At 48.1% G+C, this 20258-nt stretch carries 21 protein-coding genes; 13 read left to right on the top strand and 8 right to left on the bottom strand.

Annotation, left to right across the window (positions count from 1 at the left end; translation table 11 throughout):
- Nucleotides 1–169: 169 nt before the first annotated feature.
- Nucleotides 170–646 (top strand): GNAT family N-acetyltransferase, encoded by a 477-nt coding sequence (locus tag AC0VZ8_RS27335; protein WP_475485059.1) that lies wholly within the window; start codon nucleotides 170–172, stop codon nucleotides 644–646.
- A gap of 58 nt (nucleotides 647–704) precedes the next feature.
- Here the strand turns inward: AC0VZ8_RS27335 and AC0VZ8_RS27330 are convergent, their stop codons facing one another.
- Nucleotides 705–1049 (bottom strand): hypothetical protein, encoded by a 345-nt coding sequence (locus AC0VZ8_RS27330; RefSeq protein WP_475485058.1) that lies wholly within the window; start codon nucleotides 1047–1049, stop codon nucleotides 705–707.
- Between the two features lie 187 nt (nucleotides 1050–1236).
- On the opposite strand from AC0VZ8_RS27330, the gene AC0VZ8_RS27325 reads away from it, so the two are divergent.
- The 6 genes from AC0VZ8_RS27325 to AC0VZ8_RS27300 all read left to right on the top strand — a co-directional run bounded on the left by AC0VZ8_RS27325 (nucleotide 1237) and on the right by AC0VZ8_RS27300 (nucleotide 8907).
- Nucleotides 1237–2394: a response regulator gene (locus AC0VZ8_RS27325; protein WP_475485057.1), complete on the top strand. Its 1158-nt coding sequence runs from the start codon at nucleotides 1237–1239 to the stop codon at nucleotides 2392–2394.
- A 172-nt stretch (nucleotides 2395–2566) separates the two neighbouring features.
- A complete protein-coding gene (locus AC0VZ8_RS27320; RefSeq protein WP_071222647.1) occupies nucleotides 2567–3058 on the top strand; it encodes a hypothetical protein in 492 nt (163 codons plus the stop codon).
- Between the two features lie 112 nt (nucleotides 3059–3170).
- Nucleotides 3171–3959: a hypothetical protein gene (locus tag AC0VZ8_RS27315; protein WP_475485056.1), complete on the top strand. Its 789-nt coding sequence runs from the start codon at nucleotides 3171–3173 to the stop codon at nucleotides 3957–3959.
- 123 nt (nucleotides 3960–4082) lie between these two features.
- Nucleotides 4083–6356 (top strand): ATP-binding protein, encoded by a 2274-nt coding sequence (locus tag AC0VZ8_RS27310; RefSeq protein ID WP_475485055.1) that lies wholly within the window; start codon nucleotides 4083–4085, stop codon nucleotides 6354–6356.
- Between the two features lie 1349 nt (nucleotides 6357–7705).
- Nucleotides 7706–8626, top strand: a complete 921-nt coding sequence (locus AC0VZ8_RS27305; protein WP_475487773.1) for an AEC family transporter — start codon at nucleotides 7706–7708, stop codon at nucleotides 8624–8626.
- Nucleotides 8627–8742: 116 nt separating this feature from the next.
- Nucleotides 8743–8907 carry a hypothetical protein gene (locus AC0VZ8_RS27300; protein ID WP_164817510.1) on the top strand — a complete coding sequence of 55 codons (165 nt, stop codon included), beginning with the start codon at nucleotides 8743–8745 and terminating at the stop codon, nucleotides 8905–8907.
- Nucleotides 8908–9043: 136 nt separating this feature from the next.
- Here AC0VZ8_RS27300 and AC0VZ8_RS27295 read toward each other — a convergent pair whose 3' ends face one another.
- On the bottom strand, nucleotides 9044–10084 hold the full coding sequence (locus AC0VZ8_RS27295; protein WP_475485054.1) for an LCP family protein: 1041 nt from the start codon (nucleotides 10082–10084) through the stop codon (nucleotides 9044–9046).
- Nucleotides 10085–10363: 279 nt separating this feature from the next.
- Here AC0VZ8_RS27295 and AC0VZ8_RS27290 point away from each other — a divergent pair, with 279 nt between their 5' ends.
- Nucleotides 10364–10807: an Rrf2 family transcriptional regulator gene (locus AC0VZ8_RS27290; protein WP_475485053.1), complete on the top strand. Its 444-nt coding sequence runs from the start codon at nucleotides 10364–10366 to the stop codon at nucleotides 10805–10807.
- 219 nt (nucleotides 10808–11026) lie between these two features.
- Nucleotides 11027–11881, top strand: coding sequence for a VOC family protein (locus AC0VZ8_RS27285; protein ID WP_475485052.1), 855 nt, complete (start codon nucleotides 11027–11029; stop codon nucleotides 11879–11881).
- A 77-nt stretch (nucleotides 11882–11958) separates the two neighbouring features.
- On the opposite strand, the gene AC0VZ8_RS27280 is transcribed toward AC0VZ8_RS27285, so the two are convergent.
- The gene (locus tag AC0VZ8_RS27280; RefSeq protein WP_475485051.1) at nucleotides 11959–12471 is read right to left on the bottom strand and encodes a hypothetical protein; all 513 of its coding nucleotides are present in this window, start codon (nucleotides 12469–12471) and stop codon (nucleotides 11959–11961) included.
- A gap of 302 nt (nucleotides 12472–12773) precedes the next feature.
- Between AC0VZ8_RS27280 and AC0VZ8_RS27275 the strand changes: the two genes are divergently transcribed.
- Nucleotides 12774–13379 (top strand): helix-turn-helix domain-containing protein, encoded by a 606-nt coding sequence (locus tag AC0VZ8_RS27275; RefSeq protein WP_475485050.1) that lies wholly within the window; start codon nucleotides 12774–12776, stop codon nucleotides 13377–13379.
- A 24-nt stretch (nucleotides 13380–13403) separates the two neighbouring features.
- Nucleotides 13404–14210, top strand: coding sequence for an MBL fold metallo-hydrolase (locus AC0VZ8_RS27270; protein ID WP_475485049.1), 807 nt, complete (start codon nucleotides 13404–13406; stop codon nucleotides 14208–14210).
- 96 nt (nucleotides 14211–14306) lie between these two features.
- Here the strand turns inward: AC0VZ8_RS27270 and AC0VZ8_RS27265 are convergent, their stop codons facing one another.
- A complete protein-coding gene (locus AC0VZ8_RS27265) occupies nucleotides 14307–14561 on the bottom strand; it encodes a hypothetical protein (protein ID WP_475487806.1) in 255 nt (84 codons plus the stop codon).
- Nucleotides 14562–14743: 182 nt separating this feature from the next.
- On the opposite strand from AC0VZ8_RS27265, the gene AC0VZ8_RS27260 reads away from it, so the two are divergent.
- Together AC0VZ8_RS27260 and AC0VZ8_RS27255 are read left to right on the top strand one after the other, a co-directional pair.
- Nucleotides 14744–15325 (top strand): sensor domain-containing protein, encoded by a 582-nt coding sequence (locus AC0VZ8_RS27260; protein ID WP_475485048.1) that lies wholly within the window; start codon nucleotides 14744–14746, stop codon nucleotides 15323–15325.
- A gap of 55 nt (nucleotides 15326–15380) precedes the next feature.
- A complete protein-coding gene (locus AC0VZ8_RS27255; protein ID WP_475485047.1) occupies nucleotides 15381–17216 on the top strand; it encodes a response regulator in 1836 nt (611 codons plus the stop codon).
- Between the two features lie 75 nt (nucleotides 17217–17291).
- Here the strand turns inward: AC0VZ8_RS27255 and speD are convergent, their stop codons facing one another.
- The 4 genes from speD to AC0VZ8_RS27235 form a co-directional block, all read right to left on the bottom strand.
- Nucleotides 17292–18107, bottom strand: coding sequence for an adenosylmethionine decarboxylase (speD, locus tag AC0VZ8_RS27250; RefSeq protein ID WP_260069356.1), 816 nt, complete (start codon nucleotides 18105–18107; stop codon nucleotides 17292–17294).
- Nucleotides 18108–18430: 323 nt separating this feature from the next.
- A complete protein-coding gene (locus AC0VZ8_RS27245) occupies nucleotides 18431–18793 on the bottom strand; it encodes a VOC family protein (RefSeq protein ID WP_475485046.1) in 363 nt (120 codons plus the stop codon).
- 32 nt (nucleotides 18794–18825) lie between these two features.
- A complete protein-coding gene (locus AC0VZ8_RS27240; RefSeq protein ID WP_475485045.1) occupies nucleotides 18826–19287 on the bottom strand; it encodes an SRPBCC family protein in 462 nt (153 codons plus the stop codon).
- A 104-nt stretch (nucleotides 19288–19391) separates the two neighbouring features.
- Complete coding sequence (locus tag AC0VZ8_RS27235) at nucleotides 19392–20165, bottom strand: AraC family transcriptional regulator (protein ID WP_475485044.1); 774 nt, start codon at nucleotides 20163–20165, stop codon at nucleotides 19392–19394.
- Between the last annotated feature and the right edge of the window lie 93 nt (nucleotides 20166–20258).

Below are 20258 nucleotides of genomic sequence, written 5' to 3'. Positions count from 1 at the left end.
TTTGGAGAAGAGGATGCCGTGGAGTTTTTCAAATGCTGTTAAATCCGGAAATCATGACACCATCCTGGATGCTTGAAGATGAAGTTGCGTGCAAACCGTTCGTGATTTTATGCATTCCAAACCCTGATCGACTTCTAGTACACTTGGGGGAACATCGGATGTAAAGGAAGTGCGTGATTTGAAAGCAGAGATTCATATATATCAAGCGGAACAGAAGGATCTGGTCAAGGCAGCCGCTCTGTTTAATGAGTATCGGCAATTCTATATGCGGGAAGATGATTTGAACGGGGCCGAGGAATATATCAGGGAGAGGCTGAACCTGGGCGATTCCGTTTTGTATTTAGCGGATTGCAATAGAGGAGAAAACCTGTTTACGGCTGGCTTTCTCCAGTTATATCCATCCTTCTCATCGCTATCGATGTCCAGGTTGTGGATCTTGAATGATCTGTTCGTGGACTCCGAATATCGCGGGCTTGGTATCGGAAGGAAACTGCTACATCAAGCCAAAGCGCACGCCCTTCAGACCGGAGCCATGGGGCTGACCCTGTCCACGCAGCTTCATAACGTGACAGCTCAGCATTTGTATGAATCCGCAGGGTATGTGCAGGATGAAGAATTTGCTAATTATTATTTGGATTTATCATAACGAAGGGTCAGATAGCAAACAAAGACGATACTCCAGAAGGGGTTATCGTCTTTGTTTGCTATTGATATATCGAGCGTATTTTACGGAAAACCTCAACCCGGGCAATTTTAAGTTCCCACATTTGGTCCAGCAGCTTCCGCTGCATATCTTTATCATCCGTTGCTTTCAGTTCATTGTAAAGGGCAAACATCCGGTCATTGATTTGGTTCAAGCATTGCCACAGTTCTTGTTCCGTACATTCCTCCGACTTCGCTTGCTTCTTGCCCTGCGGTTCCAACATATGACGAAGTGTACGAACAATGTCTGCTTGCCACTTCCGATCTTCCAAGCGAATAGCCAAATTGAGAAGGTCCAGATAATCATCGAGGGTCAGAGATGTTGGTTCTTTATCGCATTGATCCAAGTTGAAAGCCCCCTTAGCAAACTTCTAATCATCTTTATACCAAGTATTATACTTGGAATTATGAGTTTTTCAAGAGAAAAAATAACGAGTATATTGTTATAAACATTGCTTTCGCTTGTTGCAACAATGCGAAGGAATCAATATAGTTAAATGTGACCGTATTTTTCCAATCCAAGGAGTAATATGAATGAAGGTAATTCTCGTAGATGACGAACCGTTGGCCTTGAAGTATTTAGAACGTCAGCTGTTAAAACTGGATACCATGTCTATAGAGGTAATCGGTACATATACGAATCCCTTTGAAGGACGAAAAGAAATTCTCGCAAGGGACGTCGATATCGTATTTTTGGATATCAGCTTGCCGGAATTAAACGGCATTGAGCTGGCAGAGCAGCTGCTTGAGCAGAAGCCTCATCTTTGTATTGTATTTGTGACGGGGTATCACGAATATGCAGTCACTGCCTTTGAATTGAATGCCGTAGACTATATTGTTAAACCTGTCCAGATTGATCGAGTCGCCAAAACGATGGAGCGTTTGCGAAGCCGCATTGCGTCCAGGCCGGAAGAGGTCATGGATTCCAATCGCAACCTTCGGATGACAATGTTCCGCCAGGTTATGATCGAGCAGCCGAATGAGCAGGGGCAATTTGCTCTGCTTCATTGGCGGACAACCCGGGCTCAGGAGATCTTCATTTATTTGCTTCAGCATAGAGGACAGCTTGTACGAAAGTCGGCTTTGATCGATATGTTATGGCCGGAGTTTGATATGGATAAAGCCTATCCCCAGCTGTACACGGCCATTTATCATATTCGAAAAACATTGGAGCCTTATGATACCCGATTCCAAATCACCAACACGACGGAAGGCTATGTGCTGAATATGGAAGGCGTGCAGCTGGACATTGAGGAGTGGGAGAATTGGTTTATGTCAAACACCTCCGTTTCGGCTGAATCGATTGAGCGACATATTGAAATGATGAAGTTGTACACAGGGGACTACCTGCAGGAATATGACTACTGGTGGGCAGAAGGAGAGCGTCAAAGGCTGAAGGAGCTGTGGCTTAGCGTTTCTTTATCCATGGCGGAATGGTATGTGGATCAGGAACGCATCGATGAAGCCATATTATGCTACTTCTCGATCCAGAGGCAGCATCCCCTGGAGGAGAAGGCCTATTTTTCATTGATGAAAATATATGCTGTGCAGGATAATCCGGCCCAGGTGCACCGTCTATTCAGTCTTCTGTGTCAGGTGTTAGAAGATGAGATGGGCGAGGAGCCAAGCCCTTACATTGTGAAATGGTACGACGAATGGAGCAATGGAATTCAAGCCGCCAATATGAAATAGATGAGATAGCCAAAGACGCATTCGAGATGAAATCACCGGTTGTTCGACCGGTGATTTTTTGGTATATTCTTGCCTGATTTTATGGTTCCCCCGGTGTTGTTCAGAAATTGTAGAGGACGGTCTCCTATACTGTGGAGTGAACCATAACAATCGGGAGGTACATGATTCGGTTATGAAATTCATTCGGAAATTTAAGGAATCTTCGCTGCATAAGGCCATGGGATTGGAGCTTGGAACGTTCCGGGAGTTCGAGCTTGATGCGGAGAAGGACCTCCAGCATTGCAGAGGCTTCTATGCTCACTTCAACGGCAAGCGGATTGGCATCGTTGCTACGGATGAGGGTCCGGTATTTCTGTGTGGTCAGGAAAAGTATTTGCTGGATGAGCGTACCGTTCATTTTTTGTTGCAAAAAAATGCCGAGGTTAACACATTTATCTTTATGTGGGACGGGGGAGTGAAACTCCAAATTCCTTATTTGCGGTCGTTGATTGAGTACAACGGAAAATGGGTGGATGATTCGATTTTTGACTTTTTTTCGTGGATCTATGAAGCATCCGGTAGAAAAAGATTCTACTCTTACTATACGGTGAAGTATGTATCCGCTGCGGAATTATGTCCGTACCAGCCGCTGCAGCGTCCAGGCAAGACATTATCGTTTGTATAGCGGCCTGACCCGGCCCGCTTATGTTATTGGACTTATGGAAAAGGAACAGACAACAGCTCCGTAACGATGTAAAATAATGGACAGTTGTGTAGGGGTGTTGATTTTTTACAATATGTTAAAAGGACTGTTATTATTGTCGACCTATTCCAACTCGAACTCAAACTCGAAATCGAAACCGATCTCCAGCAGAAGGCTGCTGGGGATTACTTTTCTGTTTATTGTTATTTTACTCTCTGTGCGGTTGGCTTATTTTAAAATCATCATGATCCCTGAGGAAGTTCCGTTTCAGCAAGGAGTGCTGGATCTTCGGGATTGGCGGGCGGATGACCGCAATACGGTCGCGCTGAACGGGGAGTGGACCTTTTATCCGAATCAATGGATGGGCCCGGATAGATGGTCTCAAGGGGAGCGGAAGCCTGTCGCCGATCCGCGCTGGATAAAGGCTCCCGGTCCATGGGAAGGCGTAAACGAGTACGGGTCCCAAATGGGCTTCGGCACTTATCGTCTCAAGCTGCTCGTACCGGAACGTAACGTAACTTACGGCCTCTGGATCACCGATATCCGTACAGCCTATCGTTTGTATGTCAATGGCGAGTTATTGTACGAATCCGGACATCCCTCCGATACGCCAAAGACCCATGTGGCAAGAATCGTTCCCCATATCGAACTCATCCCCCCGGCTGACGGAGACGAGCTGGATATTATCCTGGAAGTAAGCAATTACCAATATGCCGATTCAGGCGGGATTAGGTTGCCAATCAAATTCGGGACTGCAGAAGCGGTGATGAAGGGAAAAGCGTTCTCGGAGAACATGCAGCTGCTGGTCTGCGTAGTGCTATTTCTTCATGTTATGTATGTCTTAATTTTGTATCTGATCGGCTATCGGAGCAAAGGCCTCTAATATTTTGCGGCCCTTATACTGTTTACGCTGCTGGCTACGCTGGTTGACGACGATAAGCTCCTGCTCGTTTGGCAGCCTGCTATCCGTTTCGAATGGTCAGTGAAGCTTAAGGTTGTTGCTTATGTGGCTATATCCTTATGTTTGATTCTGTGCACCAAGCATTTACTCCGGCCGAGAATCAAAGAAGGATTTTACCGGGCCTATACAATCTTTGTGGTTTCGTATGCCGTCGCTTATTTGCTGCTTCCGTTTCATCTGATGGTACATCTCTCTACTTATTTATCATTGGTATTAATAAGCTCCGTGCTGTTCCTGCCTTCGATTGCCAGGAAGGCGGTCAGCGAGCGGACGGAAGCGGCCATATTTATCTTGCTGTCGGCGGTTGCGGTTTCCTGCAACATTATCGTAAGCGGAATTTTAAGGTTTCGGTATTTTAAGGAACTGCCTTATTATCCGATTGACCTGATCGTTGCGTTTCTCGGATTTGCTTCCTTCTGGTTTATCCGGTTTGCCCGAAACACTGTGGTGCTGAGGGAACAGGCAGAGGAGCTGCAGCGGGCAGACAAGAAAAAGGATGAATTTCTGGCAAATACGTCCCATGAACTGCGAAATCCGCTGCATGGCATGATTAATATGGCGCAAACGCTGCTGGAACGCAAAGGGAGTACACTTCAGCAAGAGGATCGCAATCACCTGGAGCTGATTACCGGCATTGGTAAGCGGATGTCGCTGCTGTTGGATGACTTGCTGGATGTTTCGTTATTGAAGGACAAGCGGATCCGGCTGGATGTACAGAGCATCCATCTCGGTTCGGCTGCACAAGGCGCGCTGGATATGCTCCGTCCGATGGCGGAGGGCAAGCGAATCGAGCTCGTATGCGAGATCGAGGATTCCTTTCCCAAGGTATGGGCAGATGAAAGCCGGTTGGTTCAGATTTTATTCAATCTGATTCACAATGCAATCAAATATACGGAGCCAGGCCGAATCGCGGTGACTGCCGATGTTGTTAATGGAAGGGCCTGCGTCCACGTTCTTGATACGGGGATGGGGATGGACGAAGAGACAGTAAGGCGGATATTCCTTCCTTACGAGCAGGGAGACTCCAGCTTTGCCTCAGCGGGAGGCGGCTTGGGGCTTGGACTCAGCATTTGCAAGCAGCTGGTTGAGCTGCATGGCGGGGAACTCTCCGTGTCATCCGCTCCGGCGCAGGGAAGTTCCTTTACGTTTACGCTGAAAGTGGACGATATGATGAGGCAGGAGAATACGGATAAACAGGAGTTTATTGCCGGCTCCTTGGCTACAAATTCAGAGAAAGAGAAGGAGAGGCTATCTAACATGTCAGATAAGCACGAACAGGATGATGCCGAATCCGAGGCTAAGAAGCGTTCTCGTCAAACCGATGGCAGGCTGCTCATCGTAGATGACGATCCGGTTAACCTAAACGTTATCCGTCATTTGCTTGAAAACGAAGGGTATCAGATCGTGACCGTTACCCGGGCTCAGGAAGCCCTTCATTTATTGGAGCAGGGAGAATGGGATCTCATCATATCTGATGTGATGATGCCCCAAATGTCAGGGTATGAATTGTCCAGGACGATTCGGCAGAGGTATATGATATCGGAGCTTCCAATTCTGTTGCTGACTGCAAGAAATCGCCCTGAAGATATTCATATGGGCTTTATTTCCGGAGCTAACGATTATTTGATAAAACCGGTGGATCATCTGGAATTAAAAACAAGGGTACGCGCGCTGCTGGAGCTGAAGCGCTCCATTAAGGAAAGGCTGCATATGGAGGCGGCTTGGCTCCAGGCTCAAATTCAGCCGCATTTTCTGCACAATACTTTAAATTCGATTGCGTCTCTTAGTGAGATTGACCCTTCTCGGATGGTTGCGCTGATTGGAGAATTCAGCCACTATCTGAGAGCCAGCTATGATATCAGCAACTTGGAGCGTTTTATCCCGCTGGAGCAGGAGCTTGGCTTGGTTCGCTCATATCTGTATATCGAAGGGGAGCGGTTTGGGGAACGCCTGCGTGTCCGTTGGCATATTTCCGAGGAAGTCGCTGTTCAGCAGTGGAAGCTTCCCCCTTTGACCATGCAGACGATTGTGGAGAATGCTGTCGTTCACGGGGTATTGGCTCGAACCCAGGGAGGGACCGTAACGATTCGCATCGTAAGTGAAGCTGAATCCGCCAAAGTCATTATTGCGGATGATGGTGCCGGGATGGATCCCGAGAAGCTCCGCTTGATGCTGGGGAGTGGGCAGCGTACCGGCAAAGGAGTCGGCCTTATGAACACGGATCGGCGTTTGAAGCAAGTCTATGGGCAAGGACTCATGATTGACAGCACAAGGGGCAGAGGAACCACGGTGTCGTTTGTCATCAGGAAGATGGCATAATGAGAGCCTAAGCCTATTAAACCTATAGTCTTTGAATCTTGGACGAATGCTTGAGGTATGGGTTAGGATGTAGAGAGAATGATCCAGGTACATTATTTTTAGGGAAGATACGGAGACGAAGTTAGTTGATGGCAAACAATAATGCTGAACGTAACCGAATTCCCGGTCTTGAATCCGGATCACCGCCGCTCTTTGTCACCTATAAATATCGCCATTTTCCCGAAAGAGGGGGAAATGACAATACCGATTCAATAATATAAACATCGGACAATCGATGGGCGATATGCGCTGATGATGTGCAATATGCACGGATGATGGCAATATGTGCTGATGATGTGTAATATGCACGGATGATGTGAGATATGCGCTGATAATGTGCAATATGCACTAATGATGGCGATATGCACGGATGATGTGCAATATGCGCTGAAAGATGTGCGATATGTGCTGATGATGTGTAATATGCACGGATGATGTGAGATATGCGCTGATGATGTGCAATATGCACTAATGATGGCGATATGCACGGATGATGTGCAATATGCACGGATGGCGTGCAATACGCGCTGATGATGTGCAATATGCACGGATGATGTGCGATATGCACTGTTGATGGCAATATGCACTAATGATGGCAGTATGCACTAATGATGGCAATATGCACTAATGATGGCAATAAGCACTAATGATGGCAATGTGCGCTGATGATGTGCAATATGCACGGATGATGTGAGATATGCACTAATGAAGGCAATGTGCGCTGATGATGTGCAATATGCGCGGAGAGATGCGGACAGGAGGTCCGCTATTTGCCAACAATAGTGCCAAATTTAATGCTTTGCGGACACAGAATCCGTTATTCTCGGCTTTTTCCTGTTTTTTTCGGTGATATGCCGGCAATAGCGGAACGAGTGTCCGCTTAATCTTAATTTTAGTACCTTTGTTTGCAAATAGCGGAATCACGGTCCGCACGGAGCCGCACTAATGACTGTACACCGTTCGCGGCGCCCCCTGTGCTCACGCACCGAGCGCGGCGCCCCCTGTGCTCACGCACCGAGCGCGCTGTCCCCTGTGCGCACGGCGTGGTCCGGGGCATGCTTCCGATGCTGTCGTCGACCTTATGACAAAGAAGCCATCACTTGAAGCAACGTAAAGATCAACGTAAAGGTAAAGATCGACGAAAAGGTCGGGTGGATCATCAGATTCTGGCGATTGTAAATCCGTCAGAGGATCGCCAGTTTTCCAAAGTGCTAATAATCGATGATTTATGGCTCAACCAACGGGATATGTTAGTTGAAAAGACAACAGCGGCGGACCAAGAATTTTTACTTTGCATAAAGGTGGACCTCATGATCTCTTCTTTCTTAGCTACGATTTATGGCGTATTCCTACCCATATCGCTGCCCGTCATCGGCGGAGCACTGCTCAAGCGATTCAAGGGCATTGAAACCAAGGGTCTTTCGGCCCTGTCTTTATATGTGCTGAGCCCGGCTCTGATCTTCGAAACGCTGGAGAAGGCTTCGATTACCTCGAATGAGGTCACGGTAACGGTTGCGTTTTGTTTGTTGAATGTGATCGCGCTATGGGCGCTGAGTGCCTTGGCCGGCAAAATGCTGGGCTTGTCCCAGACAGAGAAATCGGGGCTCGCCTTGACCACTATTTTTACCAACAGCGTGAATTACGGGCTTCCCCTCGTCCTGCTTGCCTTCGGGCAAGCAGGGCTGGATAAAGCTTCTGTGTATGTCATTGTGCAGATTATCATTATGAATACATTAGGGGTGTACCTGGCAGCGAGATCTCATTTTTCGGCCGCAAAGGCGATCAAATCGGTGTTTACGCTCCCCTCGGTCTACGCGGCGGCATTCGCCGTGCTCTTCCGGTTGACGGACTTCCAGCTTCCGGAAGGGTTGAATACCGGCGTTACCATGCTGTCCGCGGCTTATGCGCCGCTCGCTCTAGTCATACTGGGAGCCCAGATGGTCGGGGTTCGGGATGGCGGAGCTTCTGCCGTCTCCAAGCGCGGATTCTGGTCGGGCATGGCGATGCGAATGCTGGTGGGCCCATTGGTGGCTTGGGGATTGCTCGTGATTTTATCCATTGAGGGAACCTTGTTTGCGGTCATCCTGATTTTGTCGGCGATGCCAGCAGCCGTGAACGCGGTAATCCTTGCTGAACAATACGATGCCGCGCCCAAGCTGGTATCCAGGTGCATACTGTGGACCACGCTGGCTTCCTTTATCGTTCTGCCTGCCATGATCGGCTTTCTCTAGGCTTGCCATCTCCCGACCTGAAGCTTGGTTCAATCTCCAGACGTGTGTGTAAAGAGTAGTAAGCGTCAAGAAATAACCATCATCTGCAACTAAAGAATCGGATGGAGGTGGAGACTATGAGCAGGCAGCGTGACCGAGACGTGGAGATCGAGACCCGCAATATCGAGGAGCGGAATGACTCCAGCAGGGTAGCATCTACGTTAATTAAGTATGTGGCTTATCTGATTATCTTCTTTGGATTTTTGTATTTCCTTATCAAATACGTATTTCCGATGTTCTAGAAGGAGCAGATGGTATTCGTTAAAAAGCCTCCCTTTCGTGATACGCGAAAGAGAGGTTTTTTTATCATGGATCGGCATTTTTTCATAGCAAGCTTTACCTTAGTCAGGCGATTCATCCATCCTCGTGTGATCAGATTTACTTCGCAGCTGGGATCATCAAATCTTCCAGCTTGGTCTCTTCATCAGACCAGTTGGCAAGCAGTTCTTGAATATACCGGATGTCCGAATCGTCCGGATCATAGAAGTAATCGCCGCGGATCACTAGATCTTTTCCCTTTAGCATGTAATTCTCAAATGTCGGTGGAGAGTCATTAAAAAATAGGTTTTCGGCCAGCTTGAGAATGAAATCGGAGTTTAAGTCCATCGTGAGATTACTGCCTCCGATACGAATCAGCTCCGGGATTTTGGTTATATTTTTCAATTCAAATACCCGATCCATTAAGGAACTGAGGAATATGCGCTGGCGCATGGTGCGGTTGAAATCCGAATCTTCCCGGTACCTGACATAATTTAATGCATCTGTGCCATCGTAAATCGGCTTGTTCGGCTCGATCCGCAATTTGATATGACGGACGCTCTTGTTCTCGATGACTTTATCGATGGGGAGTTTAATCCCATCCAATGCATTGACGATATCCGTTAATCCGTGGAAATTGATGGCTGCATAATAATCGACAGGGTGCTGAAACAAATGCTCAACCGTATCCATGGCCATTTTCGCGCCGCCGTGGGCGTAAGCCGAGTTGATTCGGGAGGTGACTCCCCTGCCGATGACTTCGGTGTAGGTATCTCTCGGAATGGAGACAAGTAATATTTTATTAAGGTCAGGTCGGATGACAGAGAAGATGATGGTATCGGAACGGGCAGGCTCGTCCTCTCGTTGATCAACGCCCAGAAGCAAAACCGAGAATGGCTTCGTTGCCTCCGCAATAGGCTCGGGCGAATCAGAAGGACCAACAGGTTTGTAGGACTTGTCCAGTGTATGTTTGATATCTTTCGCGAAAAAAGCCTGAAACGCTATCCAGGACAATTCTTTTCTGAAAATATAGCCTAGTCCGCCTAAGAGAATCAGTATAGATAAGGATATTCCTATCCATTTTTTGAGTTTGAGACGGCGTTTGGGCTTTCGAGGACGTCTGATAGTATACGTTTCATTTCGATGTTGGCTGGGATCCATGGATTTCCTCCTTGAATGTTTTGGATCATGCAGGGATGCCTGGATTATGTTTGAATAGGTTGATTTTACCAATACGTGTTGTGATAATTATAGTGAAAAGCTCGGGAAAATCAACATAAAATTACATTATATCCCATAAAGATTTGAAATTTGTATATCAAATGCCTGATTTTGGATTAAGAGGCGGCGGCTTCACCGTTGACTTTAAGGGTTAATGTAACTATGATGGTTACATGATATGATAGTCATCTGAAGATTTGGTTCGTCAGGAGGGGTCACATGAACATAAGCAGCCGATTTGCAGTGGCCATTCATATTCTCTCCGTGCTGGAGATGAATAAGGCTGGCGTCAGCACCTCAGATTATATCGCGGAGAGTGTGAACACGAATCCTGTGGTTATCCGGCGTATCGTAGGCATGCTGAGCAAAGCGGGCCTGGTGGAGGTTAAGCCTGGCGTAGCGGGAGCGAAGCTGGCAAAGCATCCGTCCGAGATTACGCTGCTGGATATTTATCATGCCGTACATGTCGTGCAGGAGGATTCCTTGTTTGGCATTCATGAGAATTCGGACAAAAAATGTCCTGTTGGCAAACATATTCAAACGGCGATTGTCCCGGTTTTTTCTGCCGCCCAGAAGGCCATGGAGAACACGCTGCATGAGGTGAATTTGGAAGAGATTGTCCGGAAAATTTATAGCTCTGCGAATGGAACATCAAGTGAATAAGCCAAAATCACACGCTCAATCCTTATGTAGGATGGGCGTTTTCTTTGGTTAACCATTGGTGACTCTTCAATTCGCTTGTAAATTACTGGGTTTGACAACAAGGATGTCCTGTAACTATAATGATTACAAGCAAGATGTAACTGATTTGATTACAAGTTAAACCTGACGTTGACCTGAATATATGGAATGAACGAACAACAACATTCAAGGAGTGAGAATATGACAGCTATTATACATCCATCCACAAAGCTTGGCCCGGTCTCTCTGCGGATCAGTAATCTGGCACAATCTGTACGCTTTTATACAGAAGTCGTCGGGTTGAAAATGCTTCGCCAGCATGGCCGTGTTGCCGAATTGACGGCAGACGGCAAACAGCCGCTGCTGATTATAGAGGAAATTCAAGATCTGGTGAGACCGCAGACCCGGACGGCAGGTCTGTACCATTTTGCAATTCTGGTTCCGAATCGGGAATCGCTCGGGCTTGCGCTTGCCAATCTGATCGCGCATAACATTTCTGTCGGTCAAGGCGATCATCTGGTCAGCGAAGCATTGTACATTAATGATCCGGACGGAAACGGCATCGAGATTTATGCCGACCGACCAAGGGATACCTGGAAGCGTGATGCCAACGGGGAATATGTGATGACTACCGACCCTGTCGATGTAGAAGGACTGCTGGCTCTCTCCAAGGACAAGGAATGGTATGGACTCCCTGAAGAGACGGTTATCGGGCATGTGCATTTCCACGTGTCCAACCTGCATGATGCCCGCGTATTTTATTGCGATGTTCTGGGGTTTGAGCTGACAGCCCATTATGGCGGAGCTGCGTTGTTTATATCTGCGGGAGGGTACCATCACCATATCGGGCTCAATGTGTGGGCAGGAATCGGTGTACCGAACACACCACGGAGCGCCGCGGGGATGGAAGATTATACGATTGAGCTTCCGAGCCATGAGGAGCTTGAAGCGGTAACCGGCCGTATCCGCGAGGCGGGACTGCGCTTGGAGCAGCACGATGGCGTCTGGGCCGTTCAAGATCCTTCGGATATCTGGATCCGGTTGGTTGTTGCTTAATATAATATAAGTTGAAAAGCCTGTCCGCGATGATCGCGGGCAGGCTTTTTTTATGAGAAATCTCGGTTATCTTTAAGTTATATCGGGTCTAATTCTCCCAGCGTACGAAGCATGAACTCCAAGATATTCGGGATATCTCCCATCTGTTCCTCGTTGATCCTACGGGGAAAGCGAAGCTCGATCGTGTTGTGAAGCGGCACCGGATCGCTGTAGGTGTATCGTATCGTTTGCAGCGGAGGAAGCTCCGGATTCCATATCTCCTTTATGATCTGGGCAATAGCCGGACACGCTATGGAAGCATCAGAGATATGTTTATAAAAGCGGAGCTTCAGCTCGCAGGCTGGCTGACCTTCCGGAATTTCCAAGATCTCAGCGGCCAAATCCCGGAGTCCGGTCTCCAGGCAAATTTCGGCTGAAGTTGTGGATGACGCTGCCAGCTCGAACCGGAGGTTGAAGCTTCGGGATAACGTGGCCATATCCAAAAGATCCTTCCGATCGGTAACACGAATGATTTCATCGAGGTTGTCGAGATCATAGACCGCGTTTTCGATACCAACCTTTAAATTTTCAAATATTGTCGGGTCAAACATGAGGCACATCCTTTGAACGTCATAATGTCGTACATACGATTGTGGATAATATATCACAATTCAACTGCTTAAGGGGAGCATGCTAAATGTATAAGACGGGATCTCTGCGTGATTTCCTTCGTTTTATAACAGTATTGCCAAAATGGTATCATCGTTGACTCGCAATCGGCTCCAATCTGGTATAGCCGAAAAATCGTAGGGGCAGCAAGATTGACCTACGGATAAAGATCATGATAGGATGAAACACAAAGTACAGTAAAATAAATTTTACCGGTAAAATGTATGGAGGTGTTAAAGATAAAATGACTGGTGTTTATAGAATTAAAACGCATGAACAGCTCAAAGCGATTGCCGACCCCCTGCGTACCAAAATACTGATGAATCTCGTGAAAGATGCCTACACCGGACAGCAGCTAGCCGAGGTATTGGACATTACGCGGAACAATATTTACTTTCATCTGAAGGAGCTGGAGAAGCACGGCATCATTCACGTGGTCCGGAAGGAAGAGAAGAACGGTATCGTGCAGAAATACTATCGCGCCGTCGCAAGCCGTTTCATACCGGAGGATCATTTGCTGCCGAGCCTGGATTTGGTGGAAACGTCCAGACAGGTATTTATGGAGACACTCGATGTTACCCGGACAAAAATCGAAAGCGCGCCGGCTTCTTCTTTTGCTTTGGACAGCACGAGCGAACACTATCGGAAAAACATTGCAGGGACCTACCGTTTTCATGCAACAAAGGAGAGCTTCCATGCTTTTGTAGATGAGTTCAAGCAGCTCATGAATAAACACTTCACGATGGAGACGGCCGAAACAGGCCATACGCCCGTGTCCACGGAAGAGAAAAATTACTATATGTCGTTGATCGCATTTCAAGATGATCAGGAGGATATCACCATTCGATAATCCTTGATGGGGGAGTCATTACATATGGAGAATTATCAACATAACGTCGTTATCGATGATGCATGGTTTACCGTATCGCAGCTGGATGAGACCACGTTCGCGATCAGTGAATACGGACATTGGGAGAAGGTGCATTCGTTTCTGTTGATCGGAAGTGAGCGTGCCGCACTGATTGATACGGGACTTGGCATCGACAACATGAGGCGGATGACCGATCAGCTGACGGATTTACCTGTTGTGGTGCTAACCACGCATGTTCACGCGGATCATATCGGCAGTCACGGGCAGTACGGAGAGATTTATGTGCACGAGGCTGAGGAGGACTGGCTCGTCAGCGGGATTAAGAAGCTGTCCATTGAACAAATCCGTAAGGACATTTCGCGCGATATCACGAGGCCGGTACCGGCTTCCTTCGATCCGGCAACCTATACCCCTTACCAGGGGCAGCCGACCGGTATTCTAAGGGATCGAGATGTCATCGAGCTTGGCGAGCGGAGTCTGGTTATTTACCACACGCCGGGCCATTCGCCTGGACATATCGCGGTATTTGATGTACACCGGGGGTACTTGTTCACAGGGGATTTATTGTATGATGAGACGCCGGTATATGCTTTTTATCCGACGACAAGTCCGCAGGATCTCGTAAACTCGCTGGAGCGGATCGCGAATCTCGATGGTGTAAAGCGCATTTATGGTTCTCACAATACACTTGGACTGGATCCGGCATGGCTGGTCGTGGTCAAAGAGGCGGTTCAAGAGCTGCGGGAGAAAGACCTTGTCCGATTTGGAACGGGCATTCACCGATTCAACGGATTTTCGGTTCAATTTTAGCACCGTTATCCGGTTACTTCTTTGGCAACACAAGCGCCATGGGAAGAAATGAAAAGCCTTGCACCGAGGGGTGCAGGGCTTTTCCACTTCCCTCATTTATTTCGAGGCTAGCGGAAGGGCGTAGTAGTTAAAAGACTTGTCCAGCAGAGCAGAGGCCTCTTGACGAAGCAGCAACTGCTTGGAACGGAAATGGACGGGGCCCGTCTTTTTGGATACGGGTGTCCGGATCAACGACTCCACTTCCGTGCCGAGGCTCTGGGGATAAGAGGCCCACTTCCCATTATTGTGACAGCCGTTAAAGCTCCCGTCGATACAAGAACCAATGCCGTTCTCAACTTGTGATTGTTCCATTTCATCGATATCATACTCCTTCAGTGAGTGATTAGATAAGGCTCGTCTCCATACTTTATTCTGGCAGTCATTTCTTTGATATGGAGTGTCATATGACATTTTGACACTGTTGCACATGACAACGGGGACAGTAGGATACAGGAATATCAAGGTCATGAAGACCTGAAAGGAGTCTAAAATCTATGAGGAAATGGCTGAGGGAGTACCTGCTGAACTTTTGTTTTTTGATGCTGACTTTTGGAACCGGGGTGTTTTATTTTTGTTACTATCTTGTGGGTCTTTTTTTTGGCTTCGGCATGAGTTTCACCCTGATCGGGATACCGATTCTTACCTTTGTTATGCGAACGTCCCGGACCTTCATGAATTATGATCGGATCCAGACGAAGTTCTATACGGACATAACGATCGAGCCTGTCATGAAGAGAACATCATCCGGCTCCTTCTGGAGTCAGGCTAAGGTGGAACTGGTGGACATCCGAAATTGGAAAGCCGTATCGGTACTCATGCTGAAGTTTATCGTTGGCATCGTTAGTTTGTTCAGTGCCGTTATATTCTTTATCGTTCCCATTCTATGGATATTGGCCCCATGTATCAGTTCTTTTGCGGATATCAACGTAGGGCCTATTCGCATCGATACCTTGCCCAAATCCCTGCTTATGATGGGAGTCGGCGTTCTGTTTACTTATGCAGGGTCATGGGCCGCTAAGGGAGCGGCGAGATGGAGCGGCAGGTACACGCAGTGGATGTTTTCGGTTTGGAGGTAGACACACTGTGGGGGCCGTGTCATATTAGGAAGGAACCGCCAAGGAACTGCAGGGAGTGAAAGCTTTGTTTGATATAGTGAAACAATGGAAGTGGTACGACTGGGCCATGCTCTTTATTCGCATGATGGGCTGCATCTCCCTGATCATAAAGTTTGTGGAGCTCCGGAACCAGTTTACCGTATCGTTATGGCTCGTTGTCATGTGGGAAATGGCAGCTTTCTCGATACCCTGGCTGTGTCTGCTTCTAAACCATAAAGCATATTTGATAACGGAGTTCCTGTTATCGGGGGGAATCGCCGTTTATTTAACTTTCTTATTCCCGGAGGCTTACTTGTCGTTTATCATTCCGGCTTTTCTGATGGCAGCGAACAGCTATGGAACTACATACAGATGGACAGGCCCCCTTGCGGCTATCTTGGTTCCAATGCTGATCAAGCTGTACGCCCCATCAACGGATTTGATGCTGATGATGGAGCATGTCGCTTTTGCGTTTGCGTTAGGATTTGCCTTTCATCTGTTAATGGCCAACTATCGCCAGAACGAAATCATTCGAACACACAATACGATTTTGGAGCAATATTTGTCCCAGGTCGAGCGGGTCACGCTGCTGGAAGAACGGGAACGCGTGTCCAAGGAGCTGCATGATACGATGGGCCATACGTATACGGCGGTCATTATGGGCTTGGAAACGCTGCGTTCCACGGAAACCAATGCGGCAGCTCAGCGTAAGCTGTCCAATCTCCTGGAACTGACACGGAGAAGCCTGGATGAGGTCAGAGGGTATTTGCATGAGCTGGACTCACCGCAAGAACAGCTTCCCCTGGTGCAGTCACTGAGACAGGTAACGGAGGATTTTGAGCGCGACACCGGGGTAAAAGCAGGATTTAGAGTGCTTGGTGAAGAGTATCCGGTATCCCGGCAGGTGAAAATGACCTTCTATCGTTGTCTCCAGGAGTCTTTAACCAACAGTGTTCGTCACGGTAATGCGACGAGGATTGGTGCCGTGCTTCAATTCGAATTGCAGCAAACCCGGCTTGAAATTCTGGATAACGGCAGTGGAACCGTGCAAGTCCAGGAAGGTTTCGGTTTAAGTGCCATGAAGGAAAGGGCCTATCGCCTTCAAGGCCAAGTCACGGTTTATTCAACTCCCGACGAAGGAACCGTTGTGACCTGCAGCTTGCCTAGAATCTTGGAGCCTGCGGATGAAATCATCAGAATTTTATTGGTGGATAATGAACCTTTTATCAGGGAGAGTCTCGGCATCATTCTGGAGTCGGAGAAGGACCTTGAAGTGGTAGGACGTGCGGAACATGGGGAGTTTGCCTTGGACATGTGTGAGAAGCTTAACCCCCATCTGGTGCTGATGGATCTGGAAATGCCCGTGATGGATGGGATTACAGCGACGCGATTGATCAAACAACGTTGGCCGTCAGTGAAGGTTATCATATTCACTTCATTTGAGCAGAGGGCCAAAGCTGCCGAAGCGATGCGAGGCGGAGCGGACGGTTATTTACTGAAGTCGATGGAGCCGCGTGAACTTGCTGAGAACATTCGCACCGTGTATCGAGGCGGAACTTTGATGAATCCGGCGATTTCGGCGAAACTCTTCGATGGGGAAGCGGGCGATTTCATGAAGGAAGAGGGTGGCGCTGCATCCGTAATTGAAGCCGATACGGCGTTGTCTCCAACGCTGAAGTTATACGATCTGACACCAAGGGAGATGGAGATTCTGAAGTATCTCTCCCAAGGCATGCGGTACAAGGCGATTGCGATGAGATTGTATCTCTCAGACGGGACCGTACGGAATTATGCCTCAACCTTGTATGCCAAGCTGGGCGTCCGCAACCGGGACGAAGCGATAGAAATTGCAAATCAGGCCGGGCTCCTATGAGCCCGGCCTGATTTCTGATTTTTGCATATTCCTGCATCAAATCCGTTTGATGGCAGCGTATCGGAGTGCATACCATCAGTAACTGCGGTCCATGTTTTTACCGTAATAAATTTCGTCCATCTCCAGTTTGATGCGCTCGGTGATTTCCTGCTGCTCGGCTTCGGATAGCTTATCCTTCGTGTAACCGAACAGATAGTTGTCCAGATCAAACTGCTTCAGCTTACACTTGGTGTGGAAGATGTTCTCCTTGTATACGTTAACGTCAATCATATCGAACAGCTCCTTGGCCTCGTCCGGAATGTAGTTTTGAATGGAGCTGATCTCATGGTCGATAAACAGCTTGTGCCCGTGAATATCCCGCGTGAAGCCTCGAATTTTATAGTCGATCGTCATAATATCCGTATCAAAGGAGTGGATCAGGTAATTTAGGGCTTTCAGGGGTGAAATCTCCCCGCAGGTTGACACGTCGATATCGGCCCGGAAGGTGCTGATTCCCTCATCGGGATGGAATTCCGGATACGTATGGACGGTAATATGGCTCTTGTCGAGCTGAAGGTTTACATTCTCCGGCAGCGGCCCCGGCGATTCGTCATAGGATTCCTCCGGAACCTCTACGACAGGGCCCTCGGATACAAGCACCGTTACGCTGGCGCCTTGCGGGATATAATCCTGCTTGGCAATGTTCAGGACATGCGCTCCGATGATTTCGGCCACATGGCTTAATATTTTTGTTAGCCGATCCGCGTTATACTGCTCATCAATATATTCAAGGTACGCCTCTCGTTCTTCCCGGGTTTTCGTATAGCAGACATCGTACATATTAAAGCTGAGCGATTTCGTTAGGTTATTGAACCCGTGCAGGGTAACGCGTTGTTCTGGTGTCATATCCATATGAATTTCCCCTTGTGTCGTTAATATATCAGTTCGAGTACCTATTATTTCCGAAACCAGCGATTCCTAATCTGCCCATGCCTCGCCTTCGGAATTAACATTAATATGTTCTTACCCGGATCGGGTTTAACATTAACAGAGGGTCAAGGATGATAGAGACAAGTATCGGCTGCTCCAAACTCAAAACTCAAAAAAGGCCAACCGGTAATCCCCGGCTGACCTCAAGACGAGAAGGACACCTGCTACATGCAGCATATCCTTTGAGCGTGTATATGGACTTCACTTCGTATTGCCGATACCATGGTCCTTCTCAAACGGCATGATTACTCCGTAAATTCCAGCAGTTCAATTACATTCCCAAAAGGGTCCCGGATTGCGCTGTATAGACCGGGAGGGCACGGCTGCGGTGTATCAAAGATGACCTCTACACCCTGCGATTTGTAGTTCGCAATCGCCGCGCTTACATCAGCCGTCTCAAGTCCGATAATAACCTGAGCTTCATGCGGGTAATCGGTTTTCGTACGACGGTCGCATTTTTGCAGAACAAGGGAAACGTCTTCATGTTTCAAACTGATGATCTGATCATTATACACCTTGGAAATTTCGAATCCCAGAATATCACAATAAAATCGCGTCGCTTGATCCATATCACTTACATTAATCGATAGAACACAAAGATTGGGCATAGTTCCTCTTCTCCTCTAATCCATGGGTTGTCTTACTGGCAGCATAGAATGCCTTCACCGGATTCGATGCTGGATTTTAAGCTGGCGAGCATGCCCTTCCATGCATCCACATGCCATTCCCGGGCTTGCAGTGACGCTTCGGTATCCTTCCAGCCCGTATGCTCTAAGGTAATTCTCGTGCCGCCGTCCTGTTCAGGTCTAAAAGACACCTTGACCTGAGTTAATTCCCCCTGATTCATCGTTTCCGCAAAGGGATCGGGTCCTTTCCACTCAAAAACCAGGGTATGCGGCTCATCATATTGCAAAATGGTACAGCCCGCGGTGCACATCGATTCACGATTAGCGGGGTTAAAATAAAGCTCGAATTTCCCGCCCGCCTTCGGTTCAATTTCCGCAGCCGGCGCAAACCACTCGGTTATCCTCGCAGACTCCGTCCATGCTCGCCAGAGGAGCTGCACGTCGGCCTGAATTATGGTTTCTTGAATAATGGTCATGTCTATTCCTCCAAACATATCGTGCTCATTGTTCCGTTAATAACGCTTCCAGCAATTCCATTATAAAGGGACATGCGATTCAAAAATTCTTCTACCTTGCGCTGTTATTTCCGATCCTTCTCGAACAAGAGCAGAGGTAGATTAACAACAATCGGCGGGTCGTAGGGCAGAGGCTCGCGCAAGGTGATGTTTACGGCCAGATCGGTTTCTTCGTCGATATGGACAGGCTCCTCCCGCTTGCCGCGCAAGGATTTGCTCAGCAGAAAATAATCCCGGGGATTGAGGCTCCAGGGAATGCCCGCTGCCAGCACATAATACGTTCCGGTTGGTATGCCGGTTAAAGTACAGGTCCGGTTCTTGAGGTTGACCGCCGTACCGGACACGGGCTTCTGATCAGGCACGGGTCTTGGGAACAGACCAACGTAAATCATGCCGCGGAACGCCTCCGGAGCTTCGATCCGGCAATGAATCCGGGGCAGAGCATGTCTTTCTTCCTCTGCCCAGGTTAATGGCTTGTGCTCATATTGATTCACATAACGATGCAGAGACTCCGTGGTGGTGCGGAACTTTTTTGGAGACAGGCCGACAAATTGCTTAAAGCGGGTATTGAAGGTGCCGGGACTTGCCAAACCGATGCGCATTCCGATTTTTACGAGCAGGGAAGGACTTTGAAGGAGCTCGATTTTGCCGGATTCAACCCGGAGCGCGGACAGGTATTGCCTGAGCGATATGCCGGTTACTCGCTTGAATACTCTGGAGAAATGGTAGGGACTGTATCCCGCAAGATCGGCGAGCTGCTCGGTCGTCATGGGCTCGTCCAGATGCTCCTTCATATATTGAATGGTTTGATTTACGGCTTCCGTATGTGCGTCATTCATTAGGATCACCAACTTCAATTTTTGGGCTCTACATGATAGCATGCCTTTTTCCACATTTATGAAGTTCTCTTCGTCGAATGCAATTTCCTTCTA

Source organism: Paenibacillus sp. QJM3NY_38, from assembly GCF_056173265.1.
This window is presented reverse-complemented; position numbering and strand designations above follow the sequence as displayed.

Excerpts from the sequence above, each read along its gene's own strand:
- AC0VZ8_RS27325 (WP_475485057.1), top strand. The coding sequence starts at position 1,237 with ATGAAGGTAATTCTCGTAGATGACGAACCGTTGGCCTTGAAGTATTTA.
- AC0VZ8_RS27320 (WP_071222647.1), top strand. The coding sequence starts at position 2,567 with ATGAAATTCATTCGGAAATTTAAGGAATCTTCGCTGCATAAGGCCATG.
- AC0VZ8_RS27315 (WP_475485056.1), top strand. The coding sequence starts at position 3,171 with ATGTTAAAAGGACTGTTATTATTGTCGACCTATTCCAACTCGAACTCA.
- AC0VZ8_RS27305 (WP_475487773.1), top strand. The coding sequence starts at position 7,706 with ATGATCTCTTCTTTCTTAGCTACGATTTATGGCGTATTCCTACCCATA.
- AC0VZ8_RS27300 (WP_164817510.1), top strand. The coding sequence starts at position 8,743 with ATGAGCAGGCAGCGTGACCGAGACGTGGAGATCGAGACCCGCAATATC.
- AC0VZ8_RS27295 (WP_475485054.1), bottom strand. The coding sequence starts at position 10,084 with ATGGATCCCAGCCAACATCGAAATGAAACGTATACTATCAGACGTCCT.
- AC0VZ8_RS27290 (WP_475485053.1), top strand. The coding sequence starts at position 10,364 with ATGAACATAAGCAGCCGATTTGCAGTGGCCATTCATATTCTCTCCGTG.
- AC0VZ8_RS27285 (WP_475485052.1), top strand. The coding sequence starts at position 11,027 with ATGACAGCTATTATACATCCATCCACAAAGCTTGGCCCGGTCTCTCTG.
- AC0VZ8_RS27280 (WP_475485051.1), bottom strand. The coding sequence starts at position 12,471 with ATGTTTGACCCGACAATATTTGAAAATTTAAAGGTTGGTATCGAAAAC.
- AC0VZ8_RS27275 (WP_475485050.1), top strand. The coding sequence starts at position 12,774 with ATGACTGGTGTTTATAGAATTAAAACGCATGAACAGCTCAAAGCGATT.
- AC0VZ8_RS27270 (WP_475485049.1), top strand. The coding sequence starts at position 13,404 with ATGGAGAATTATCAACATAACGTCGTTATCGATGATGCATGGTTTACC.
- AC0VZ8_RS27265 (WP_475487806.1), bottom strand. The coding sequence starts at position 14,561 with ATGGAACAATCACAAGTTGAGAACGGCATTGGTTCTTGTATCGACGGG.
- AC0VZ8_RS27260 (WP_475485048.1), top strand. The coding sequence starts at position 14,744 with ATGAGGAAATGGCTGAGGGAGTACCTGCTGAACTTTTGTTTTTTGATG.
- speD (WP_260069356.1), bottom strand. The coding sequence starts at position 18,107 with ATGGATATGACACCAGAACAACGCGTTACCCTGCACGGGTTCAATAAC.
- AC0VZ8_RS27245 (WP_475485046.1), bottom strand. The coding sequence starts at position 18,793 with ATGCCCAATCTTTGTGTTCTATCGATTAATGTAAGTGATATGGATCAA.
- AC0VZ8_RS27240 (WP_475485045.1), bottom strand. The coding sequence starts at position 19,287 with ATGACCATTATTCAAGAAACCATAATTCAGGCCGACGTGCAGCTCCTC.
- AC0VZ8_RS27235 (WP_475485044.1), bottom strand. The coding sequence starts at position 20,165 with ATGAATGACGCACATACGGAAGCCGTAAATCAAACCATTCAATATATG.